This window comes from Telluria aromaticivorans (assembly GCF_013003915.1).
GTDB classification, from domain to species: domain Bacteria; phylum Pseudomonadota; class Gammaproteobacteria; order Burkholderiales; family Burkholderiaceae_D; genus Telluria; species Telluria aromaticivorans.
The window spans coordinates 338,458-358,136 of sequence record NZ_JABAIV010000002.1; the positions used below are offsets into that span (position 1 = coordinate 338,458).

General features: G+C 53.3%; 14 protein-coding genes. 6 read left to right on the plus strand and 8 right to left on the minus strand.

Going from position 1 to position 19,679, the window contains the following annotated elements; genetic code table 11:
- The 4 genes from HGB41_RS07010 to HGB41_RS07025 form a co-directional block, all read right to left on the minus strand.
- Nucleotides 1-189, minus strand: coding sequence for a helix-turn-helix domain-containing protein (locus HGB41_RS07010; RefSeq protein WP_171082577.1), 189 nt, complete (start codon nt 187-189; stop codon nt 1-3).
- A gap of 337 nt (nt 190-526) precedes the next feature.
- Nucleotides 527-1,708: a site-specific integrase gene (locus HGB41_RS07015; RefSeq protein WP_171082580.1), complete on the minus strand. Its 1,182-nt coding sequence runs from the start codon at nt 1,706-1,708 to the stop codon at nt 527-529.
- A gap of 580 nt (nt 1,709-2,288) precedes the next feature.
- Entirely contained in the window at nt 2,289-2,627 is a 339-nt protein-coding gene (locus HGB41_RS07020) for a GIY-YIG nuclease family protein (RefSeq protein ID WP_171082582.1), read from the minus strand.
- Nucleotides 2,624-4,081, minus strand: coding sequence for a DGQHR domain-containing protein (locus tag HGB41_RS07025; protein WP_171082584.1), 1,458 nt, complete (start codon nt 4,079-4,081; stop codon nt 2,624-2,626). The genes HGB41_RS07020 and HGB41_RS07025 overlap by 4 nt, the downstream gene beginning before the upstream one ends.
- Before the next feature lie 587 nt (nt 4,082-4,668).
- Here HGB41_RS07025 and HGB41_RS07030 point away from each other — a divergent pair.
- From HGB41_RS07030 to HGB41_RS07055, 6 genes are all read left to right on the plus strand, one after another.
- Nucleotides 4,669-5,232: a hypothetical protein gene (locus HGB41_RS07030; protein WP_171082586.1), complete on the plus strand. Its 564-nt coding sequence runs from the start codon at nt 4,669-4,671 to the stop codon at nt 5,230-5,232.
- 29 nt (nt 5,233-5,261) lie between these two features.
- A complete protein-coding gene (locus HGB41_RS07035) occupies nt 5,262-5,804 on the plus strand; it encodes a hypothetical protein (protein WP_171082588.1) in 543 nt (180 codons plus the stop codon).
- A 32-nt stretch (nt 5,805-5,836) separates the two neighbouring features.
- On the plus strand, nt 5,837-6,577 hold the full coding sequence (locus HGB41_RS07040) for a hypothetical protein (protein ID WP_171082590.1): 741 nt from the start codon (nt 5,837-5,839) through the stop codon (nt 6,575-6,577).
- Nucleotides 6,578-6,851: 274 nt separating this feature from the next.
- A complete protein-coding gene (hsdR, locus tag HGB41_RS07045) occupies nt 6,852-9,227 on the plus strand; it encodes an EcoAI/FtnUII family type I restriction enzme subunit R (RefSeq protein WP_171082592.1) in 2,376 nt (791 codons plus the stop codon).
- 46 nt (nt 9,228-9,273) lie between these two features.
- Nucleotides 9,274-10,749, plus strand: a complete 1,476-nt coding sequence (locus HGB41_RS07050) for a type I restriction-modification system subunit M (RefSeq protein ID WP_171082594.1) — start codon at nt 9,274-9,276, stop codon at nt 10,747-10,749.
- Nucleotides 10,746-12,539 carry a restriction endonuclease subunit S gene (locus HGB41_RS07055; RefSeq protein WP_171082596.1) on the plus strand — a complete coding sequence of 598 codons (1,794 nt, stop codon included), beginning with the start codon at nt 10,746-10,748 and terminating at the stop codon, nt 12,537-12,539. Before HGB41_RS07050 ends, HGB41_RS07055 begins: the two co-directional genes overlap by 4 nt.
- 469 nt (nt 12,540-13,008) lie before the next feature.
- Here the strand turns inward: HGB41_RS07055 and HGB41_RS07060 are convergent, their stop codons facing one another.
- The 4 genes from HGB41_RS07060 to HGB41_RS07075 form a co-directional block, all read right to left on the minus strand.
- Nucleotides 13,009-15,084, minus strand: coding sequence for a T6SS phospholipase effector Tle1-like catalytic domain-containing protein (locus HGB41_RS07060; protein ID WP_171082599.1), 2,076 nt, complete (start codon nt 15,082-15,084; stop codon nt 13,009-13,011).
- A complete protein-coding gene (locus tag HGB41_RS07065; protein ID WP_171082600.1) occupies nt 15,081-15,818 on the minus strand; it encodes a DUF3304 domain-containing protein in 738 nt (245 codons plus the stop codon). Before HGB41_RS07065 ends, HGB41_RS07060 begins: the two co-directional genes overlap by 4 nt.
- 72 nt (nt 15,819-15,890) lie before the next feature.
- Complete coding sequence (locus tag HGB41_RS07070; protein ID WP_171082603.1) at nt 15,891-16,748, minus strand: DUF4123 domain-containing protein; 858 nt, start codon at nt 16,746-16,748, stop codon at nt 15,891-15,893.
- A 2-nt stretch (nt 16,749-16,750) separates the two neighbouring features.
- Nucleotides 16,751-19,609 carry a type VI secretion system Vgr family protein gene (locus HGB41_RS07075; RefSeq protein WP_171082605.1) on the minus strand — a complete coding sequence of 953 codons (2,859 nt, stop codon included), beginning with the start codon at nt 19,607-19,609 and terminating at the stop codon, nt 16,751-16,753.
- Between the last annotated feature and the right edge of the window lie 70 nt (nt 19,610-19,679).

Sequence of the window (19,679 nt, forward strand, 5' to 3'; positions counted from 1 at the left end):
TTACACGTTTCTCTTCGATTCGGTCCATGCGTACACGTCACCGCGCGCGTAGCGCACCGACCTGCCCACCTTGACGAAAGGGATCTGGGGGCCCAACCCGGTGGACCGAGCCTTCTCCAGGGTCTGCGGCGCGATGCGTAACAGCGTGGCTACTTCTTTCGTGGTCAAAAAACTGCTCAGTTCGTGCATCTGATTCTCCTGTGGGATTGCGCTTAAAAAATTCAGCGTTCTCATCTTAATTCGGCCACACGATCAAAGAAAGACCTTTTAAAACAGTGACTTAACGTCGCGAAGGTGGTGCGCCGGGTCGGTTCCCTGGCCGTCCTAACGGGCGGAAAGGACTTCGACCAGCCGCGTCCTAGCAAGTCGTTCAGGCCCCGAAAAATCGGCTGCATCCCGTTACTTCCGCCAGCCAAGGTGAATTTCGCACTGTTTTTTCGCCCGTTCCGGCACGGCACCTGCCGGTGCTCAGCCATAAAATATTTTTTAGCTGTTGTCGATAAGCGACAAATTAGGCCGCATCCCGTCACACCAGCCCGCCAACCAAATTGTTTGCATCGATCAATGCTTGGTCTTGCAGGTGTGCGTAGCGTGCAGCGGTCACGTTCGGCGACGAATGACGAAGCGCCTTCGAGACCGTAAACAGCGGCACGCCCGCGTTGACGGCGATCGATGCCCAGGTTCTGCGGAGGTCATGGATGGTGAATGCGTTAATACCCGCACTCGCGCAGATGCGCTCGAACGCTTTCGCGGGACGGGTCATGGGTTTGGTGGGATCCTTGCCCGGAAACAGGTAGCCATTCTTACGATTACCGATCACGTCACGCAGCAGTTGCACAACAGCCGAACTAAGGCAGATATGCGCGGCCTTGCCCGACTTGGTCATGGGCAGATACCACACGCCACTATCGAGGTTGATGTCCGCCACCTTCGCGCCCAGCGCTTCCCCGAGTCGAGCCGCCGTCAGGAAGAGCAGCATAAACAGCGAAGCAGCAGCCCGGTTACTCTCGCCCTTGCACGCCGCCTTAAACGCAAGGCGTTCGGCGGAGTCAAGCACGCGGGTGCGGATATTCAGTTCCAACAGCGGGCGAATGTGTTTGGCGGGACTTTTCGGGCACAGGTCGTTCTCAACGGCGTGACGCCAGATCGCCTTAAGCAAGGCGAGGTAGCGATTTACAGTAGCGGGCGACAGCTCTTCCTGCTCGCGCAGCATATCGAGGAAGGCGACGATGTTCGACGACTTGATTGCCGCCAGCGGCATGTGGCCAAACTCGCTCGACAGCCAACGCTCGAATTTTTGAACGTCGTCCTTGATGCTGCGCTTACGGTTCTTCACGGCTGGATAGTAGTGATCGGACCACAGCTGGCCAAACGTTATGCCGTTGCGGCTGGCGGAACGCGGGTCAATCCCCTGCCCTGCCTGGATGCGAATAGCCGCGCATGCCGAACGGGCCTGCTCGACCGTGAACTGAGGGCTGTAGTCCCCGAGTGCCAACGACAGGCGTTGTCCGTGGAGGATGGGGCGCGAGCGGAAATTGATGCGTCCGCCGCGATACAGAACCGCGATAAGACCGACGCATTTCGTGTCGTAGCAGTCGAGCTGATCCTTATCGCTATAGGCGAGAAACCAAGTCAGGGCGGCGTTAAGGCTCGCTTTCGTGAAGCAAAACTTGGTCGAGAAATTGTTGGCATTCGTCTCTGGTGGCATGCTGATAGTCCTCTACTAGAACTACCGGGATCAATCATACCGGCTGACTATCTGGAGCGCATCCCACACCGTCAAGTTCGATCAAGGAACGGGCGCGAATAGCGTGGCAATTTCCAACATGCGGCTACTTGGTTGGCCAATTCGTAACCCGAGGGCACGAACACGCTACCCATGCGCACTGTGCAATCAGGTCGAATAGCACGGGCGATTCGCCGCACTGGTTGACCTGCCGGGCTAAATATAAATCAGGAACTGTCCTGGGCCGCCCTCCAATCCGCATAGCGTCTACAATGCTCTTGCCGCAGTGACCCAACTGGGCAAATTCCCATCCGGGCCATCGCGAACAATATCGGGAGAGGCTGGCTTCGCTTAAACTCCACGCGGCTCGACGTGTTGCTGCTCTATGGGGTGCAAATGTGCAGGTAGAGCTGTGATAGCGATACTTCATTCACCCGCTCGAAATTGCTGTGCAGGTGTGCAGCGCGCACACGGCGATTTCTTATCGATAGTCGCCCGACGTCTGCTCGTCAAATTATATGGACAGTCCGCCTCGTCCTTCTTCGGAGGAAGCTCGCGAATGCTATATTGATACAGGCGAAAAGACCTTATTAAGGACCGGCATGCATCCAGTATGTTCGATATGCGTGTTCAACCACGTGCGCTCGACCTTATTAATGTCCGCGCATGCGTACCAATAGAATAAAATCGCTCTTCCCGCTGAAGTAACATTAACTTTTTCAGGAGTATCCAAATGATTGCGCATTCGTTTGCGCAAATTTTTGGCAAGCCCGACATACAATACAACGCCTGAAAAAGTGGTTAGGACATAACAGCCTGCCTTATTAGGAATGAAGGCTTCGCGGCTAAGACGAAAAGCCTCCTTGTTTTTTGGCGAGGGCGAAAGCTGCTCTACGTTCATATTTCAATCGTTGCGTTCATCGACGTAGCATGTAGTGCTTTCGTCATTGCATGGAAAACTTGGTTAATTGCGCCAGCATTCAGGCCACTACCCTGGCCGCCCTTCTTCCACCAGTCTGGATGGCTAACCCCGGCATATTCACCATCGACATTTTCCAAACAGCGCTTCATCAGCGCATCCATAGAAGCGACAGTATACTTACCCGTATCCTGAAGTTTGGTGAAAAATGGTATCGAAAACTTGCAAAATAGTTCTACACCATTATATTTATACAGGGTACTAGAGTTGCCATCATCTAAATTATTGGCAATAGCAGTCCAATAATTCAAAAATATGCGCTTCTCTTTATCAAAATCGTTAAGGACCGACAAAGGGTTATTTGCTGTAAGCAAGTACTTTACGATAGCCTTAACAAAGGAGTGTTGGTTCACGGTGGACTTGTCGCCGTCGGCATTAGCCATATGAATTTTTTTGAACCAAGGGGAGTCGGCAGTATCGTTGAGATAATCCACGTACTTTACTGCCTTATCGACTTCACCTTTTTGCACGGTGTTAAGAATCCATTTCGGCAAACTCGGCAAGTCTTCTTCAACCTCGAATGCAGCACTGAGCCTCGCCAATATGCGCTGCTCGACCGATTTATCCACGCTCTTTTGAGTAGTATTAACGATTAGAAAATGGCACATTTGGGCGATTTTTGGCAAACTTACCGCAATATTCACCGGAACTTCAAAATCTAAAACCCGGTCGTCCTTTTCCATGGCCAGCCTAAGCCCTTCGAGCCGGTGCTGTCCATCCACAACACTAAAAGGCCCGGTTGCGGCACTATCAATTTCCAGCGTATTATTTTTTTCATCGAACTGGATATCATTGTGAGTAGCAAGAAAAATCGAGGTAGGGAGAAACACGTCGTTACTATCCTGACCTTTAAGAATATAGTCGGCTAACTTCTTAGCACGGGCACGGTTCAGCAAACGCTGATAACCCTTGCTTTCGGTATCTTCCGGGTCCAATGTTTCTACACTATAGAAACCCTCGGACATGAGATCGCATACTTTCATGGAAGTGGTATAGAGCAAGAGGTCGCCTTGACGAACACGGGCAGCAGCAATATTCAACTTAGTCATAGGGATGAACTTTGTGGTTGATGGTTGGGAGTTGACGAGCAGGTTTTCGCCCAACGCGGCATCGGGGTCATGAGCGGCCATTCGTATGACGACAGGTTTTTTGGTTTTATCGAGAATAAACGCCCGGTTTAACCGGGTTGCCCCGTAGACCTGCGCTAAGAGCGCGTGTTCAAGGTCAGCGTAATTTCCTCGCTCAACGTGCATTTTATGACGTTCAGTTGCATAAAATTCAGGATAGTAGCTCTTGATCACTTCGCGGATTCCTTGCGGGGTGATCCCGGTGCTGGCGGCTGCGACTATTTCCTTAACAACGTCCGAGAAACCCATATTGTGCCTATTGTTCGAGTGAATATTTCCTCTCTGAAATTATAGCGGAAAAGGACTTATGTGACTGACTGTCCAGTACTTTTTATGAGAGCCCCTTCCCTTGCTCGCTGTGCAGGATGGGCGGGGGTATACGGAGCCAGGGACCTCACCGGCCACTGTCCGACGTACCGAATTTAACGGGATGGCGCAGATATATTATTGATTGGTAGTACCCATCGAAGCCCCAAGCCCGACTGCGGACTTGGGGCTTTTTCCATTGGCGTAACATCACGAAAGCTCTGAGGAATAATGAAAATCACCGCAAGCCCGACCTGGCAATGGTCAAGCACTAAACCCATCGGATCGCCCACGACCACCCGATCGAGCAATGTTCCTACCTCGCTCCCAGACATTAAGCAGGCGCTGCTACCGCGCAGTCTCGATGTGTCGTTCGCACTGAGCTACCGCCGCTAGTAGCCCACATCGACAACAGGCGGCGTCACCGCGCCGCTGTGGAGGCTGTGCAAGCGAAGACCCGAAGCCCCGCACTGACTATCGGTGCGGGGCTTTGTCGTATCCCATCCATTTAAGAACACTACACGAACCCTATGAATCGCACAGATACCCAATACACCGGTCACGGCTCCGAAGAAGCAACCGTAACCCCTGCCGCACAGCCCTGCTGGCTGCTCAAGACGGCGAAGGCTCCGAAGCTGGGCAAGCACGCCGAAGGCGGGATTGCCTACCAGATCGCGACCGGTAGCGATCGTCAAGAGCCAATGATTCAGATTGCCGGCAACGATGGGGGCGGCTACTTCAGTAAAGAGGCTATCTGCTTCAGCCGCGTTGTGGCGTGTCTCGTTCAGCATCCGAAGGGCGAGCCGTTCCCTTCCAAGTTGTTCCAAGGCGCGTTCGCAGGGCGGTCGAGCAATAACGCAGGATTTCTCGCCGCTATCCTCCGTGCCGAAGGGTTGCTTGCCGCCGCACCCGAAACCGAAGGTCGTCACCTCATATCCGGTGATTGGATGGCTTGGAAGGCCGCGCTACTCGCCGAACCGGGCCAGGCCATTAATACCCCTCCAGTAGCACAGCCAGACAGTTCACCTGAAAGCGAAATCGCTGCAAGTGCTACTGAGGAAGAGAAAGCACCACCTCGACGCGGCAAGAAGTAGACCATCAATTACCGCCAAGGCCCATGAGAGTGAACAGCAACGATCCAACTGGGCGACAAACCGGGCTGCTGGTGAGCTACTTGATGCGCACACCGAACATCTACATTTTCGGCGGCATGTTGAAGCACATCGTCTGCCCGGTCACGCATCCCAACTTCACAGACATAGACTTGATCGCCATCGATGTGGCCGAACTTGACCGCATCCGGGATGCCTTCGCATACATGTTCAGAGAGCTTCCAAGAATCGGAACCGGCCCGCGCTATTTCATCGGCAAGTCAAAGCAGAGCGCCAAACCAATCCAGCTCGTCCTAATGCGCTGCCATCGCCACGCGATGCAGTTCGTGATCGAAGGTCCGCAATACGACATTGACCGGGCCGCCTACTGCAACGGCCAGTTTTACTTCGATCCGGCCCTTGGAGAAGAAGCCATCAGAGCTGCCATCACGGCCAAGCGGGCAACGCGTAAACAAGGCCACCGCAACATGACGCACTTCGCGCCGCATCGCCAGCAGATCGAGCAGCGGCACAGGCTCAAGCTCATGCGAAAGGGCTTTACGATCATCGACTAACCCATCCACTTTATCCACAGAAAGATAACCAGATGACCACCACGATTTACACGACCGCAGAGGCATTGGCAACAGTCCTTGCTATCAAGGACCTCGATTACTACGACCGGTGCAACCTCGCCGACAACGATACAACTGACCTAACTCACAATCCGGGCTATTACCTCAAGAACGCCAATAAACTCAACTGGGCCGCGCTCCATGACGACGCCTCCGTCGTTACGCGCATCCTCGCCAAGGACCAAGGCATGTACGCGGCCCACGTCAGCATCCCAGCGAATCTGCGCGGCTGCCTCTTCGAGAATGCGCCCAACCTCCCGCCGCTCTACAAGCAAATCATCGAATACTGGTCGGGCGAGCCGCTGAATACGAACGCTGGTGGCGCAGCCTATTACCAGAATCCGATGAACGCCTACGAGATCGATCTATCGCCCCTCGACGCCGAGCACGAGGCAGGAAACTATGGCGGTAACGTGGCCGCGATTGATGCCTTACTGTCGGAAGGGGTTGTCGTCAGCATCAACGGCTTGGGCAGCCTAACCAGGCACGCAGGCGATGACGATTTTGTGGAAGTAGAAATCCCGATCGACGGGGCGATGCTGTTTCTGGATAACCCGGATTTCCGTACCCAACGGGCCTACAATCAGCCGCCCAGCGAACGCACTGAACGCATCTTTTTGAAGATCGTCGACATCCGTAACTCGCCTGACCCCGACCGTATATTCGTTGACGCACTGCGGTATGAGGAACTGGACTACGGCTTCTTCTACTGAGTATCGCTGGATCAAAGTGCAGGGTGTGCAGACCATACTTTTTCGTACCTTCCAGCTAATTCTGCGCGCGGCACAGCAATATCTGGCGACGCATTCCTCACCCCTCCGGCGCAACCGCGCCAGCGCTCCTTCAAGCGGTCGTGACGTGTGCAAGGGAATAGCGACTTGCTTTGGAGGGGAAGTGAATATTCAACCAAAATGTTGCATCTAGGCTATCATCTGGGATGCTGCAAAAACCCGATTAAGGCAGCACGCACAAGGATTGCCAGCCCCGATGACTAACAAGAAAAGCCTGTCCGAACGCGACATCTGCACGAAATACATCACCCCGGCCATTACCGCAGCTGGCTGGGATCTCCACACGCAGATTCGCGAAGAAGTGAGCTTCACCAAGGGCCGTGTCATCGTTCGTGGAAAGCTTCATACGCGCGGCGTACAGAAGCGCGCGGACTACATCCTGTACTACAAGTCCAACATCCCGGTCGCCGTCATCGAAGCCAAGGAAAACGGCCATAGCGTTGGGGCCGGTATGCAGCAAGCGCTGAACTATGCTGAAACGCTGGGCGTACCGTTTGTGTTCAGCTCCAACGGCGATGCCTTCCTAATTCATGACCGTACCGGCTTTGCTGGCGAGGTCGAACGGGAACTGGCACTGGACGCCTTCCCCTCGCCTACTGAACTTTGGCAACGCTATTGCCAGTGGAAGGGACTGGAAACTGCAGAAGCGCGCCATACGGTTGAGATGCCGTACTACGACGATGGCAGCGGGCGCGCCCCGCGCTACTACCAAGCCAACGCCATCAACAACACCGTGGAAGCGGTCGCCAAAGGTCAGCAGCGCATCCTGCTGGTCATGGCTACCGGCACAGGCAAGACCTACACCGCGTTCCAAATCATCTGGCGCTTGTGGAAGTCCGGCACCAAGAAACGCATCTTGTTCTTGGCTGACCGCAACATCTTGGTGGATCAAACTAAGAACAACGACTTCAAGCCGTTCGGCGCGGCAATGACCAAAATCAGCAAGCGCCAAATCGACAAGAGCTATGAAATCTACCTGTCCCTGTATCAGGCCGTCACTGGCAGCGAGGAAGAGCAAAACATCTACAAGCAGTTCTCGCCGGATTTTTTCGATCTGATCGTGATCGACGAGTGCCATCGCGGCAGCGCTGCGGAAGACTCGGCTTGGCGAGAAATTCTGGCTTATTTTTCCTCGGCCACGCACGTCGGCTTGACGGCGACACCAAAGGAAACGAAGGATGTGTCGAGCATCGTCTATTTTGGTGAGCCAGTCTACAGCTACACGCTCAAGCAGGGTATCGAGGACGGCTTCCTCGCTCCGTACAAAGTTGTGCGTATTGACATCGACAGGGACGTACAGGGCTGGCGTCCCAGCAAGGGCCAGGTTGACGACAAAGGCCAAGCGATAGAAGACCGCGTGTACAACCAGATCGACATGGACCGCACGCTGATCCTGAAGCAGCGCACCGAGTTGGTCGCCAAGAAGATCACCGAGTTTCTAACCGCAACTGATCCCTACGCCAAGACCATCGTATTCTGTGACGACATCGACCACGCCGAGCGCATGCGCCAAGCCTTGGTCAACCTAAATCCGGAACGGGTCAAGGAAAGCCGAAAATACGTCATGCGCATCACCGGTGACGAAATCGAAGGCAAGGCAGAGCTGGACAATTTCATCAATCCTGAAGAGCGCTACCCGGTGATCGCCACCACTTCCAAGCTGATGACAACCGGTGTCGATGCGCAGACCTGCAAGCTGGTGGTGCTGGACCAGCACATCAAGTCGATGACCGAGTTCAAGCAGATGATCGGGCGCGGCACGCGCATCAACGAGGACTACGGCAAGTTCTGGTTCACCATCATGGACTTCAAGAAGGCCACCGAGCTATTTGCCGATCCCGCGTTCGATGGCGAACCCGTGATCATCTACGAGCCCAAGGGCGATGAATCGCCCGTGCCACCGGAGAACGATCCAGAAGAAGTAGTCATAGGCGAAGACGGCAAGCCAATACCACTGGGTGGCACCGATACCGGCACCGGCGGTCCAGGCGACGACGGCGAACCTGGCCCCGGACGCGTCAAATATGTGCTCGGCGATGTGACGGTATACATCGTCGCAGAGCGTGTCCAGTATTACGGCCCAGAAGGCAAGCTAATCACCGAATCGCTCAAGGACTACACGCGCCAGACCGTTCGCAAGAATTACTCATCCCTCGATGACTTCCTGCGCCGCTGGGACAAGACCGAACGCAAGGCCGCGATCCTGCGTGAACTGGAAGAACATGGCGTCCTGCTCGAACCGCTGGCCGAAGAAGTCGGCAAGCATTTCGACGCCTTCGATCTGATCTGCCACGTTGCCTTCGACCAACCGCCGCTGACTCGCCGCGAGCGCGCCGACAACGTCAAGAAACGCAACTACTTTGCCAAATACGGCGAGCAGGCGCGCAAGGTGCTCGAAACACTGCTCGAAAAATATGCCGACACCGGTATCGCGAACATTGAAGACATCAAGATCCTCACGCTCGATCCCTTCAAGAACATGGGCACCGCCAGCGAGCTGGTATCGGCCTTCGGCGGCAAGCAGGGCTATACTACCGCCCTGCACGAGCTAGAGAAGCACCTCTACGCATAGTTGTCAGTTTTTCCTCATTACCCGTTACAGTAAAGCCGTCCACTTCATGAGTATTTCCAGCACCATCAAATCCATCCAAGACATCATGCGCAAGGACGTCGGTGTCGATGGCGACGCCCAACGCCTTAGCCAGTTGGTCTGGATGCTTTTCCTGAAAATCTTTGACGACCGCGAGAGCGAATGGGAACTGCTGCAAGACAATTACAAATCGCCGCTGCCTGAAAAATACCGCTGGCGTAACTGGGCGGCCGACGCCGAAGGTATGACCGGCGAAGCGCTCAAACAGTTTCTCGACAACGACATGTTCCCCGCCCTGCAACAACTGGAAGCAAAAGGTGGCGACCAGCGCGCCTACGTGATCCGCTCCGTATTCGAGGATGCCTACAACTACATGAAATCCGGCCAGCTAATCCGGCAGGTCGTGAACAAGATTCAAGAAGGCGTTGACTTCAACAAGGCGCAAGAGCGCCATCTGTTTGGCGACATGTACGAACAATTGCTGCGCGACCTGCAGGCCGCAGGCAACGCGGGCGAGTTCTACACGCCACGCGCCGTGACCGAATTCATGGTACGCATGGTGAACCCGCGCCTTGGTGAAAAGGTGATGGACCCGGCTTGTGGCACGGGCGGTTTCCTGACCTGCTCGATTGAGCACATCCGCAAGCAAGATGTGAAGACCGTCGAAGATGAAGACCGACTGCAAGCGGGCATTCATGGCATCGAGAAGAAGCCAATGCCGCACCTGCTCTGCACCACCAACATGATCCTGCACGGCATCGACGTACCGATCAATATCCGCCACGACAATACCTTATCCTACCCGCTGATCAGCTGGGGACCACAGCAGCGCGTCGATGTCATCGTCACCAATCCACCGTTCGGCGGCATGGAAGAAGACGGCATCGAAACAAACTTCCCCGCCGCTTTCCGTACCCGCGAAACTGCCGATCTGTTCCTGGTGCTGATCATGCAAATGCTCAAAGCCGGTGGCCGCGCGGCACTGGTTTTGCCCGACGGCTTCTTGTTCGGCGAAGGCATCAAGACCCGCATCAAGGAAAAGCTGCTGGAAGAGTGCAACCTGCACACCATCGTCCGCCTGCCAAATGGCGTATTCGCCCCGTACACGGGCATCAAAACCAACCTGCTGTTCTTCAGCAAAGGCACGCCAACCCAGCACATCTGGTTCTACGAGCACCCTTACCCGCCCGGCGTAAAAAGCTACAACAAAACCAAACCGATGAAGATCGAAGAATTCGATACCGAGGCAGCGTGGTGGGGCACGGAGGCGGACGGCTTCAAGCACCGGGTCGAGAACGAACAGGCGTGGAAGGTCAGCCTGGACGAAATCAAGGCACGCAACTACAACCTCGATTGCAAGAACCCGCACATCGGCGAGCAGGAAATCCACGACCCCGATCTGCTACTGGCGCAATACAAGGCCATGCAGGATGATATCGCCACGCTACGCGGACAACTTAAAGACGTACTGACCGAGGCGCTTCAGCGCGAGGTCAAGGCATGAGCGCGATTCAGCAATTGCTGACCGATCATATCGACATCTGGACAGCAGCAGAAACCGAAAAAAAATCCGGACGGGGCCGCGCGTCCGGTAGCGCTGCAGGCGTTTATGGCATAAAAAAAATGCGCGAGTTGATTCTTGAACTCGCTGTGCGCGGCAAGTTAGTTCCACAGGACGTTAACGACGAACCGGCCAGCGAGTTGCTCAAACGAATACAGATTGAAAAGGCCAAACTCCTTGATGAAGGCAAAATTAAGAATGGCAAATTGCTTGATCAAGATGTCGTTGAAGAAATGCCATTCACCTTGCCAACTGGCTGGGCTTATTCACGATTAGGCAATGTCGTCGACATAATTCGGGGCATCACCTTCCCAGGCAGTGAAAAAACCAAGGTGCCTGCAGATGGGCGAGTCGCATGTTTAAGGACGTCTAATGTTCAAGATCAAATTGAATGGCACGATATTTTGTATATCCGCGAAGAATTTGTTTCCCGCGACGACCAAATACTAATGCCCAGAGATATTGTGATGTCCATGGCGAATAGCAGGGAGTTAGTCGGAAAAGTCGCATTGGTTGGCTCAACGATTAACCAAAGGACTTCGTTCGGCGGCTTTTTGGGAGTCCTGAGGCCATATCTAATTGAACCTCGTTTTGTAATGGCACTCCTAAGAACACCTCACACACGAGAAGCCCTTATTGACAGTGCAAGTCAGACGACCAATATTGCCAATATTTCTCTTGCAAAACTAAGACCTCTTTTCTTTGCCATTCCGCCACTCGCTGAACAGCATCGCATCGTCGCCAAAGTCGATGAACTGATGGCCCTGTGCGACCAACTGGAAGCCCAGCACAGCGACGCCGCCGACGCCCACGAACAACTCGTCAGCTACCTGCTAGGCACGATCACACAATCGCAAAGCGCAGCTGACTTCAACGCCAACTGGCAACGCATCGCAGCGCATTTCGGCACCTTGTTCACCACTGAAGCAAGCATCGACGCGCTCAAACAAGCCTTGCTGCAACTGGCGGTCATGGGGAAACTGGTAGCACAAGACGCCAACGATGAACCAGCCAGCGAATTACTCAAACGCATACAGGCTGAAAAATCTAAATTGGTTGCGGAAGGCAAGATTAGGAAGGACAAACCGCAGGTTGCGACTCCTGAGGATCAAGAGCCATTTGAGTTGCCACCTGGATGGGCATGGAGTCGTTTATCCAACATCGCCACGATACTCTCTGGGCATGGCTTCAATAGCGAGGATTTCAACAACGAATCAGGAGCAAAAGTAATAAAAATCACAAACGCTGGAGTTTATGAATTTATAGAATCGAGCGATTACCTACCTGAAAATTTTAAAATTGAGTATCCTCGATATATTGTAAATGAGGGTGATTTAATATTAGCTCTAACGCGACCCTACATCTCAACCGGACTAAAAATAAGTCAATGCCCGCCAAGCTACAATAATTCACTCCTAAATCAGCGAGTTGCCGCAATAAAACCAAATTGCGAAATATTGAATAGATATTTATTTACATTCCTAAAGAGTCCTCATGTTTTAAAGATATATCAAGATAAATTTGGGAATTCAGGATTACAACCAAATTTGAAGGTATCAGATGTATCAGAGTTGATAGTCGCCATTCCGCCTCAAAAAGAACAACCGCGCATAGTCGCCAAGATGCAAGAATTTTTGGAAATATGCGACCAACTAATGTCTCGCATCACAACTGCTGACCAACACCAAAAAAAGCTGGCGGATGCGCTAGTTGAACAAGCAGTGGCGACATGAAGTAGATCTGGAATTTCGGCAGGTCGAAATCTGTTCTGAGATAGATAGCAAACCTGCGTTCATCTTCCGATTCTGGTGTGCAGGGTGTGCAAATTGTCGGCGAACACGTCATCAACAACATCGCTCATCGGCAAACTGGATGCGCCCAGCAGCATTGAAGACGGCGTCTGGTCGCTCTCTGGTCGAAGCAAGATACATCAGGGTCAAGCGGCATCCATCACCGTCAAGGTCGGGTCGAACTGAATAAAAACGAGACATTCGGCAATGAATCAGGCGCGGCAAGGAAGTCCTTACAGCAACGGATACGGGAACGCCTAGGAACCACAACGCAATAGGGGCTGCTTCAGGAACTTTTAATCCGTTGGTCGCAGGTTCGAATCCCGCACGGCCTACCACGAATTTAGCAGTAGCCAAGAAGGCGTTACGAGTGATCGTAGCGCCTTTTTTTTTGAAAACATGATCTGGGGAGTTACGCAAATTTCCGATCGCTATCTAGGTTCTCCGTTACAGATCCGAGTAATACCTCATCAGAACCCCCATAAATTTTTCGAAATCTAAGATAGCCTGCATAAACTGGGTAAACCATCGGCTCGCGGCCGCTATTAACCATACGGGGAATCTTCCCAGTTTTACTAAAATCGTCAGCAGCCTTCCGCTTCGCAGGATCTAAACCATCGAGGTTTGCCATAGCTCTCTCGCCTCGAGGATCATTTTGACTTTGAGCAAACTTCTTCCTTTTCAGCCACTCGCTTAAATCGCGACGCAAGTCATTAGCATTATCTGCGCCATCAAGCTTGAATGAAGCGCGGGAATCATGGATATATTCATCAAAGAATTGAATAACCGGTGTCGTAGGCATAGCGTTTTCATTCCACCATCTAGCGATCTCTTTCCATTCGGATTTTTCTTCATTGTCAAAGCCGGGCTTCTGCACATGCGAGAAATAGCGCGCGCCCCTTTCCTTGAACCATTGAACAAATGCCCCGAGCTCTTGCTCAAACTCAATACTCGCGCTATGAATATCGTTTTGATGTAACGTTGACGCGCGGGCGAAGCTCGGAATCTTCACTATCGATCCCTTTCCACTGAGCTTTCGAAAAGTTCTCCACTCAATGTACTTTCTTCCATGTTCGCGCATGATTTTATGAATTGGACCCTGCTTCTCGACACATGTCGCAATATATGCATTGAAATCAGAAATTGTTTTGGGCGTGACTCGAAAGCCTTTCTTCGCTTCTTCATTAGCATGCTCGAGCTTCAATGGTACACCGCTCAAACGTGCTGTTTTATACATCATTAGAAGCGGAATTCTCGACATCATGTCGGCACCTTTCGCCTCTACTCCCTTACCCTGCTCACTTGGCCCATACCCGCCACCGACATCAGAATGGGCCCCGGGCAAAACAATTTCCTGGCAACCCGTTGAGATTACACCGCCTACGGAGATCGAATCCAACGGGAAGCTTCTCCTAACCTCATGTGCAGCTACAAGATGCAAACACTGGAGTCCTGAAGGTATGCGCAAACTGTCCTCTGAGTCTGCCCACGCGCTGTGCCCATCGAGCTGTCGACCAAAAATACTATTTCCCAGTGTATTACCTGCGCCGATGGAAGCCACCGTATCAAATACTCCTAGAAAATCAAACTGTACATTGAACCCGCCGAGCGTGAGGCCGTTCTTCTTCCCTAGAATATGAGAATCCAATGCGCAGATGGAATGTAACCAGTTAGTAAACGCTCGAGCTTGGGTCGCGCCGCGCGAAAATCCAAAAATCGATATGTGTATAGTCTTAACAATTGCAGGGTCGATTTTTTTCGGAATGCCAGTGCGATTATCTTGCCAGTGTTGTGACACGGCCGAATGCAGCCTTTGCAAGAGATACTGGAAATAAATGAATGCCGTAGTGTCGCGATCTGGCGCGGCGGACCTGACATTATTAATCGGCTTTGATAATGGCGTTGATTCGCTCAACAAGCGTCGAGCATTTTTGTTGAGCACAACTCGCTTATACATATCATCAAGATCAGATTTCTCAACGAGAGTTTTCTTATGGAAGTAGCGGTGTACGTTATTTATCGCTTGAACTAGTGCCCAGATTATACGTCGCTCGCCAAATCTGCCAAATGCTGCCCCTAATGTCAAATCGTCGCCCACTCCTGTGTCATTGACAAGTGAGAATGGAGAAGCTACACCGGGAATGTATATCTTGAAAAAATGTTCATGCTGGGCGGGTTCATGCCTCCAGTCGGAATCCTCGCCAAGAACTCCTTTTACGCTTTCTCCCGGATAACAATTGTATAGATGCGCAACGTTTGAGAAGTCATTTCCCGCTACCGCATTCCGGTAATTGTTCTTGGTTCCATCAAAAAAGAAACCAAAAAATAGATTCGTATCGCATGATTTTTTAGGATCGGTGCGCCCCAGCATCTCGCGTGACTCCCATTTACGCTTGATATAATAAGCACCAGCATCTCCGAAAAACTTTTTAAAATCTTCGGCTTGAGTGAATTCAGGGGGAACTAAATCACATAAAGACGCTGTCATGGCCGAGCTTCCATAATTTCATTAAGTCGCTGCCTTGTCTCGGCTAGTCCCTGTTCAATTCTCTTTTTTACAGCTGCAATGTATTTTGGATCGCTCGGCCCGGTGAAACCCGCCACATCTTCTGGACTGTATTGTTTTTCGGTTTTCCATATTCTCCCAGCAGTCGCAATAGGAGATTTTTGTAGCCCATTTAACAATGAAACGGCAGCATTAACCCCTGCCTCCTCATGCTTCTTGGAAATTGCCCATCTCTCTCGCCTATGTTCAAGCGAAGGAATTGGCCAACCTTTTATTTCACCAGGCCAGTTTGGATGATTAGGCTCGAAATCACTTGAGACTGCACTAATCTTTCCATCAGCTCTACGCAATATCCAAAGCTCTCCAGGTTTTCCGCTTGCGTAACGAGGAACGTCCACTTGGTGAACTTGATGAATTTCCTGGCTTTCACCATTACGGCTAGTCTTTAGCCAATGGATTGTTCTTATCTCCAATTTTGTACCAGGCCGCCAATTCTTTGGGAGCGTCGCACAGCAAGTTATGCCTCCAGCGCCAAACGGGTCAACCAACTCCCCCCCGCTGCTTGACGTCGGGACTGTAGGGTCCATGACAAAGAATCGAAACGTGTTTTCGCTATAATTAACTCCATGCAGATTCACCCCTACTGTTTTTTGCTCAGCAGCCGACAGCAGTGAGATATGCAGCATGCAAACACATAGAACAGATAGTTTTTTCATCTAGCAATCCTGAGTCAAATATCTCGAAATCAAAAATTTAAATGCTGCTTTTAAAGAATGACACAGATATCTCTAGCCAGATAAGGGTTCCGAAGCACATTCGCCATCGCGTTCAATTATGCAGTGCATATTCACCCACTCTTGCAGCATGATCGGCAATTTCGCCTCGACTTCATCATGATGATTATTTGCATACCAAATCGCCCATTCGACCGTATCGACATCGGTCAAATTAGCTCTCACCGAGATTTTTAGCGCGGCCACTATCGAGCCCCATATCCGTCCAGAGGCTCTGCCGGGCTTTTCGCCGCGATATGCCATCACGGCAAGTATCTCATCAGCACGGCTATCCTCTATCAACGCATTGAACTGTGATATTTCGAGGCAGGGATCGGAGATTGGAGGGTGAGGCTGATAAGACTGCTCCCTTATAACGATAATTTCCCACTCACCATCTCTGCGGATAAAGGACCAATTGGCGGCAGGACCTAAGAAACTGGCCTTTTGTTTGGAAGTAAGAACTCTGAAAATTGCAGGAATTCTACGCGTGTCAGCGAATCTAAAATTGAATCGGCTGCTATCTGCTTCAACAATACACCATGCAGCCAATCGAATTGATAGTACGGACAAACTTTCTGTAGTCTCTATAGCGCTAACCATAGGCCAGCCGCTACAGCGCCCCAATAGGACACCAATCCTTTTATCAAGGGGATTGAATCCGATCAAGAAAGGAGAAACGTCTCGTGTTTTCGTACTGCAACTTGGCAACAAATCGAATAGAATTCTTTTTTCTTCGTCGGGAAAGATCTTATGAATTCCTTCTCTAAATGCACCATCTACCAACATATAGATCGAGTATGCGGGCGGAAGGTTAGATGCGCGACTGCGAAGTTTCTCAATACAATCTAGGGAAAAACTATCAATGAGCATACTTATTCAACCATTGAAAATGCAGGTCCTGCAGCGAGGGATTTTTTTAGACACTCAACGCATACACTGCGTGGCAAAACGGGAATCGGATAGCTTATGTCGCCCGAATTGACAAAACTCTTCTTTCCTGCATGTACCTTAATTTTTCCGGAACAGCTCACCACGATATTTCCGGCGTCAATCGTGACGTTGGCTCCGCCCGCAGTAGTAAGGCTGATCTTTTTAACAGCTGCAAAGTCGACATTAGCGCTGACGCTGACGACACTCAACTCGTTTTTGGCATTTACCTTTAACTCATCAGCCTGCGACTGAACATCGACTGCATCCTTTGCCGTGATAAGTTGCAGTCCCATGCCGATCTCACCCGGCTTCACTGCACCACCTAGTATTCCAATGGCTTGCTTCGATTGAAGCCGCATTTGTGCCCCCGTCACTAGCTGAGTATCCTGGCCGCTGATGACGACAGTGGCTTCACCGTTCGCCAATTGCACACTCTGCCCAGCGTTCGCAGCAAAACCTTCGATTGCCGAGATCGCGACCAACGGGTCCGTCGAACCCGGAACCTTCTCATCGCCCGCCCGGGTATTTTTTGCAGTGGCGTCAGCAAGCGCAGCGTCAAGATCTATTGTCGCGGTCATTCCAGACAAACCCGTCGACATCGCCTTCAGCGGCGCGGCCTTGGTATCCAGCACGCTTTCGTTTGCCTTCGCCGTCCCTAGATGAGCCGCCAGCCCCACGGTTTGATGAGTCTTGCCAGCCGAGCTAAACGCGTCTGCTAAGGCTACTGCTTGCTTCAACAATGCCGCCCCAGCAGCGTTCTCACCGATTGGATCCCGAGCCGCCGATCCATGCTTGATCTTGTAACTCGACACCAGCAACCCCGCCCCGGCCCGCACTGCCCCATACGCATCCGTCCGAAGCTCCGCCCCAAGCCCCCGCACGCTCCCTCGATAATTGTCGGCAGCGTGAATCAAATGACCAAGGTTCAACTCACTCCCCGCATACGTACTCCTGAGCTGCACCCGCCCCTGCCCATCCGTATCGTCGAACAGCAACTGCGAATACCCATACCCCCCACCAAACTCCTTGCTGCGTATCCCCCACTGCGCCGTTGCATTCCGATGCCCCGCACTATCCGCCGACGCGCCATGCCACACCGGGCTGTTCCCACCCGCGAGATTCCCCTGCCCCGACGTCGCGTGATCGTGTGCAGCCTCGAAACAGGAGATATCTGCCTCGCCGTCGCGCCGTCCACCCGGCGTAGGCAAAACACCACCCTCCCCCTGCCCGTTGTACAGCGCCCCGACAATCAGCGGCCGGTCGATATCCCCCTCCAGGAACTGCACCAATACCTCCTGCCCAATACGGGGAAGAAAATGGTGACCCATCCCCCCGCCAGCCGAACGCTGCGCAACGCGTACCCAGCAGGTCGCATCCCCGCTGTCCTGCCAGTGGAACCGGATACGAATCCGTCCCAGCCGGTCGCAATACAGCTCGTCCGCACCGTCGGCCTGGTCACTGCCCCCGGCGCCAACGACAATCGCGCTCTGCGCACCAAATGCAGTAGGTTTCGACGACATATGTCCGACGCCGCCGGCCAAGGAAGGACGCCAGATAAGCCCGGAAGAAAGCGCATCGAAGCAGTTCGCATAGCCAGTCTCGCGGGCTTGGGCAATCGCCAGCGCAAGCTCCGGCGACACATCCGCGCCGACGACGTCTTCAAGCAACTCCGGAATCGGCCCGAACAGCTCGGCGAGGGCATGCTGCGCAGCCGGCGGCATGTTGTTGACGCCGATGCTTACTACCCGCAGCACCGTGAACGACGCCGACTCGCCCAGCTGCTGGAGCGGCGCGCCAATTACCTGCATTTGCGTCCCCGCCCGCAGCGTGCGCACCGTCGAGCGGCCCTGCCAGAGCTGGCCGCGCGCTTCCTGTCCCTGCATCTGCAAGTCGGCATAGCGCTGCGCCTGCTGCCAGTCGGCGTAGGCGTACTGGCCAGGCACGTCAGAGGATTCGAGCTCAGGCAGCTTGCTGCCGCCGGGATAGTGAGACGGCGAACTGGCGCCAACGACCTGCCTGGCCTTGTAGTCGTAGCTGAGCACGCTCGTCAGAGAAGCATGCAAACGCCGTTGCGCCGTCAGGGACTGGATGGTGTCGGACTCCTCCATTGCTCGCGCTCCGTGAAAGCGAATGCCCACATTGGCCGCGCTGCTGGCGTCTTCCGGTATGGCGCTGGCCTGGCTGCTGTCGGCGAACAGCACCAGCCCCGGACCATCCACGGTCTGCTCGACACGCCAGCACAGGCCTTCTTCAGCCAGCAACCTCTGCACGAAGGCGAGGTCGGATTCGCGGTATTGGCAGCAATAGCTGCGCGGTACGGCATCCGCCATGAAGGACGCGGTGTCCTTGCTCCAGCGCCAGCGTGCGGCCGGCAGGTAGGCATCGAATACCGCGTCGATGATCTCGATGACGCTTTTGTCCTGCCAGACCCGGCTATTGCGCACATGCTCCAGCCGCCATAGCCATGACGACATCCGCACGCGGTAGCGGGCAAGGCCGCCATCGCTGCCGAGCATGGCGGCTTCGCTGATGTCGCCGGCAAAGCGCTCGCGCGTCCCGTCGGCCAGGCTGATCTCGAGCGCCGCAGCCTGGCCGAGCAGCGTCGCGGGGTCAAGGTAGGCGTCAGTTGAAAGCGCGATCACGTCGCGCGTGCCGACTTCCTGTATCCCGTCTTCGGCAACGAAGGCTTCGACCAGCAGGCTGGTGTCGTCGTCATCGCCGATCCTGAGCGCGTACAAGCGGCTCGCACTGCTGAACTCCGCCAACGCAGCAACAATCTGGTCCGTCAGCGCAGTGCTCATGAGCGGTGCAACTCCTTGTGGGAATGGTGCCCGGCGCACCGGACGGCGGCCGAAGGCATCACGATATAAG

Excerpts from the sequence above, each read along its gene's own strand:
- HGB41_RS07065 (WP_171082600.1), bottom strand. The coding sequence starts at position 15,818 with ATGAAAAAACTATCTGTTCTATGTGTTTGCATGCTGCATATCTCACTG.
- HGB41_RS07060 (WP_171082599.1), bottom strand. The coding sequence starts at position 15,084 with ATGACAGCGTCTTTATGTGATTTAGTTCCCCCTGAATTCACTCAAGCC.
- HGB41_RS07040 (WP_171082590.1), top strand. The coding sequence starts at position 5,837 with ATGACCACCACGATTTACACGACCGCAGAGGCATTGGCAACAGTCCTT.
- HGB41_RS07015 (WP_171082580.1), bottom strand. The coding sequence starts at position 1,708 with ATGCCACCAGAGACGAATGCCAACAATTTCTCGACCAAGTTTTGCTTC.
- HGB41_RS07020 (WP_171082582.1), bottom strand. The coding sequence starts at position 2,627 with ATGAACGTAGAGCAGCTTTCGCCCTCGCCAAAAAACAAGGAGGCTTTT.
- HGB41_RS07070 (WP_171082603.1), bottom strand. The coding sequence starts at position 16,748 with ATGCTCATTGATAGTTTTTCCCTAGATTGTATTGAGAAACTTCGCAGT.
- HGB41_RS07025 (WP_171082584.1), bottom strand. The coding sequence starts at position 4,081 with ATGGGTTTCTCGGACGTTGTTAAGGAAATAGTCGCAGCCGCCAGCACC.
- HGB41_RS07075 (WP_171082605.1), bottom strand. The coding sequence starts at position 19,609 with ATGAGCACTGCGCTGACGGACCAGATTGTTGCTGCGTTGGCGGAGTTC.
- HGB41_RS07030 (WP_171082586.1), top strand. The coding sequence starts at position 4,669 with ATGAATCGCACAGATACCCAATACACCGGTCACGGCTCCGAAGAAGCA.
- HGB41_RS07010 (WP_171082577.1), bottom strand. The coding sequence starts at position 189 with ATGCACGAACTGAGCAGTTTTTTGACCACGAAAGAAGTAGCCACGCTG.
- hsdR (WP_171082592.1), top strand. The coding sequence starts at position 6,852 with ATGACTAACAAGAAAAGCCTGTCCGAACGCGACATCTGCACGAAATAC.
- HGB41_RS07050 (WP_171082594.1), top strand. The coding sequence starts at position 9,274 with ATGAGTATTTCCAGCACCATCAAATCCATCCAAGACATCATGCGCAAG.
- HGB41_RS07055 (WP_171082596.1), top strand. The coding sequence starts at position 10,746 with ATGAGCGCGATTCAGCAATTGCTGACCGATCATATCGACATCTGGACA.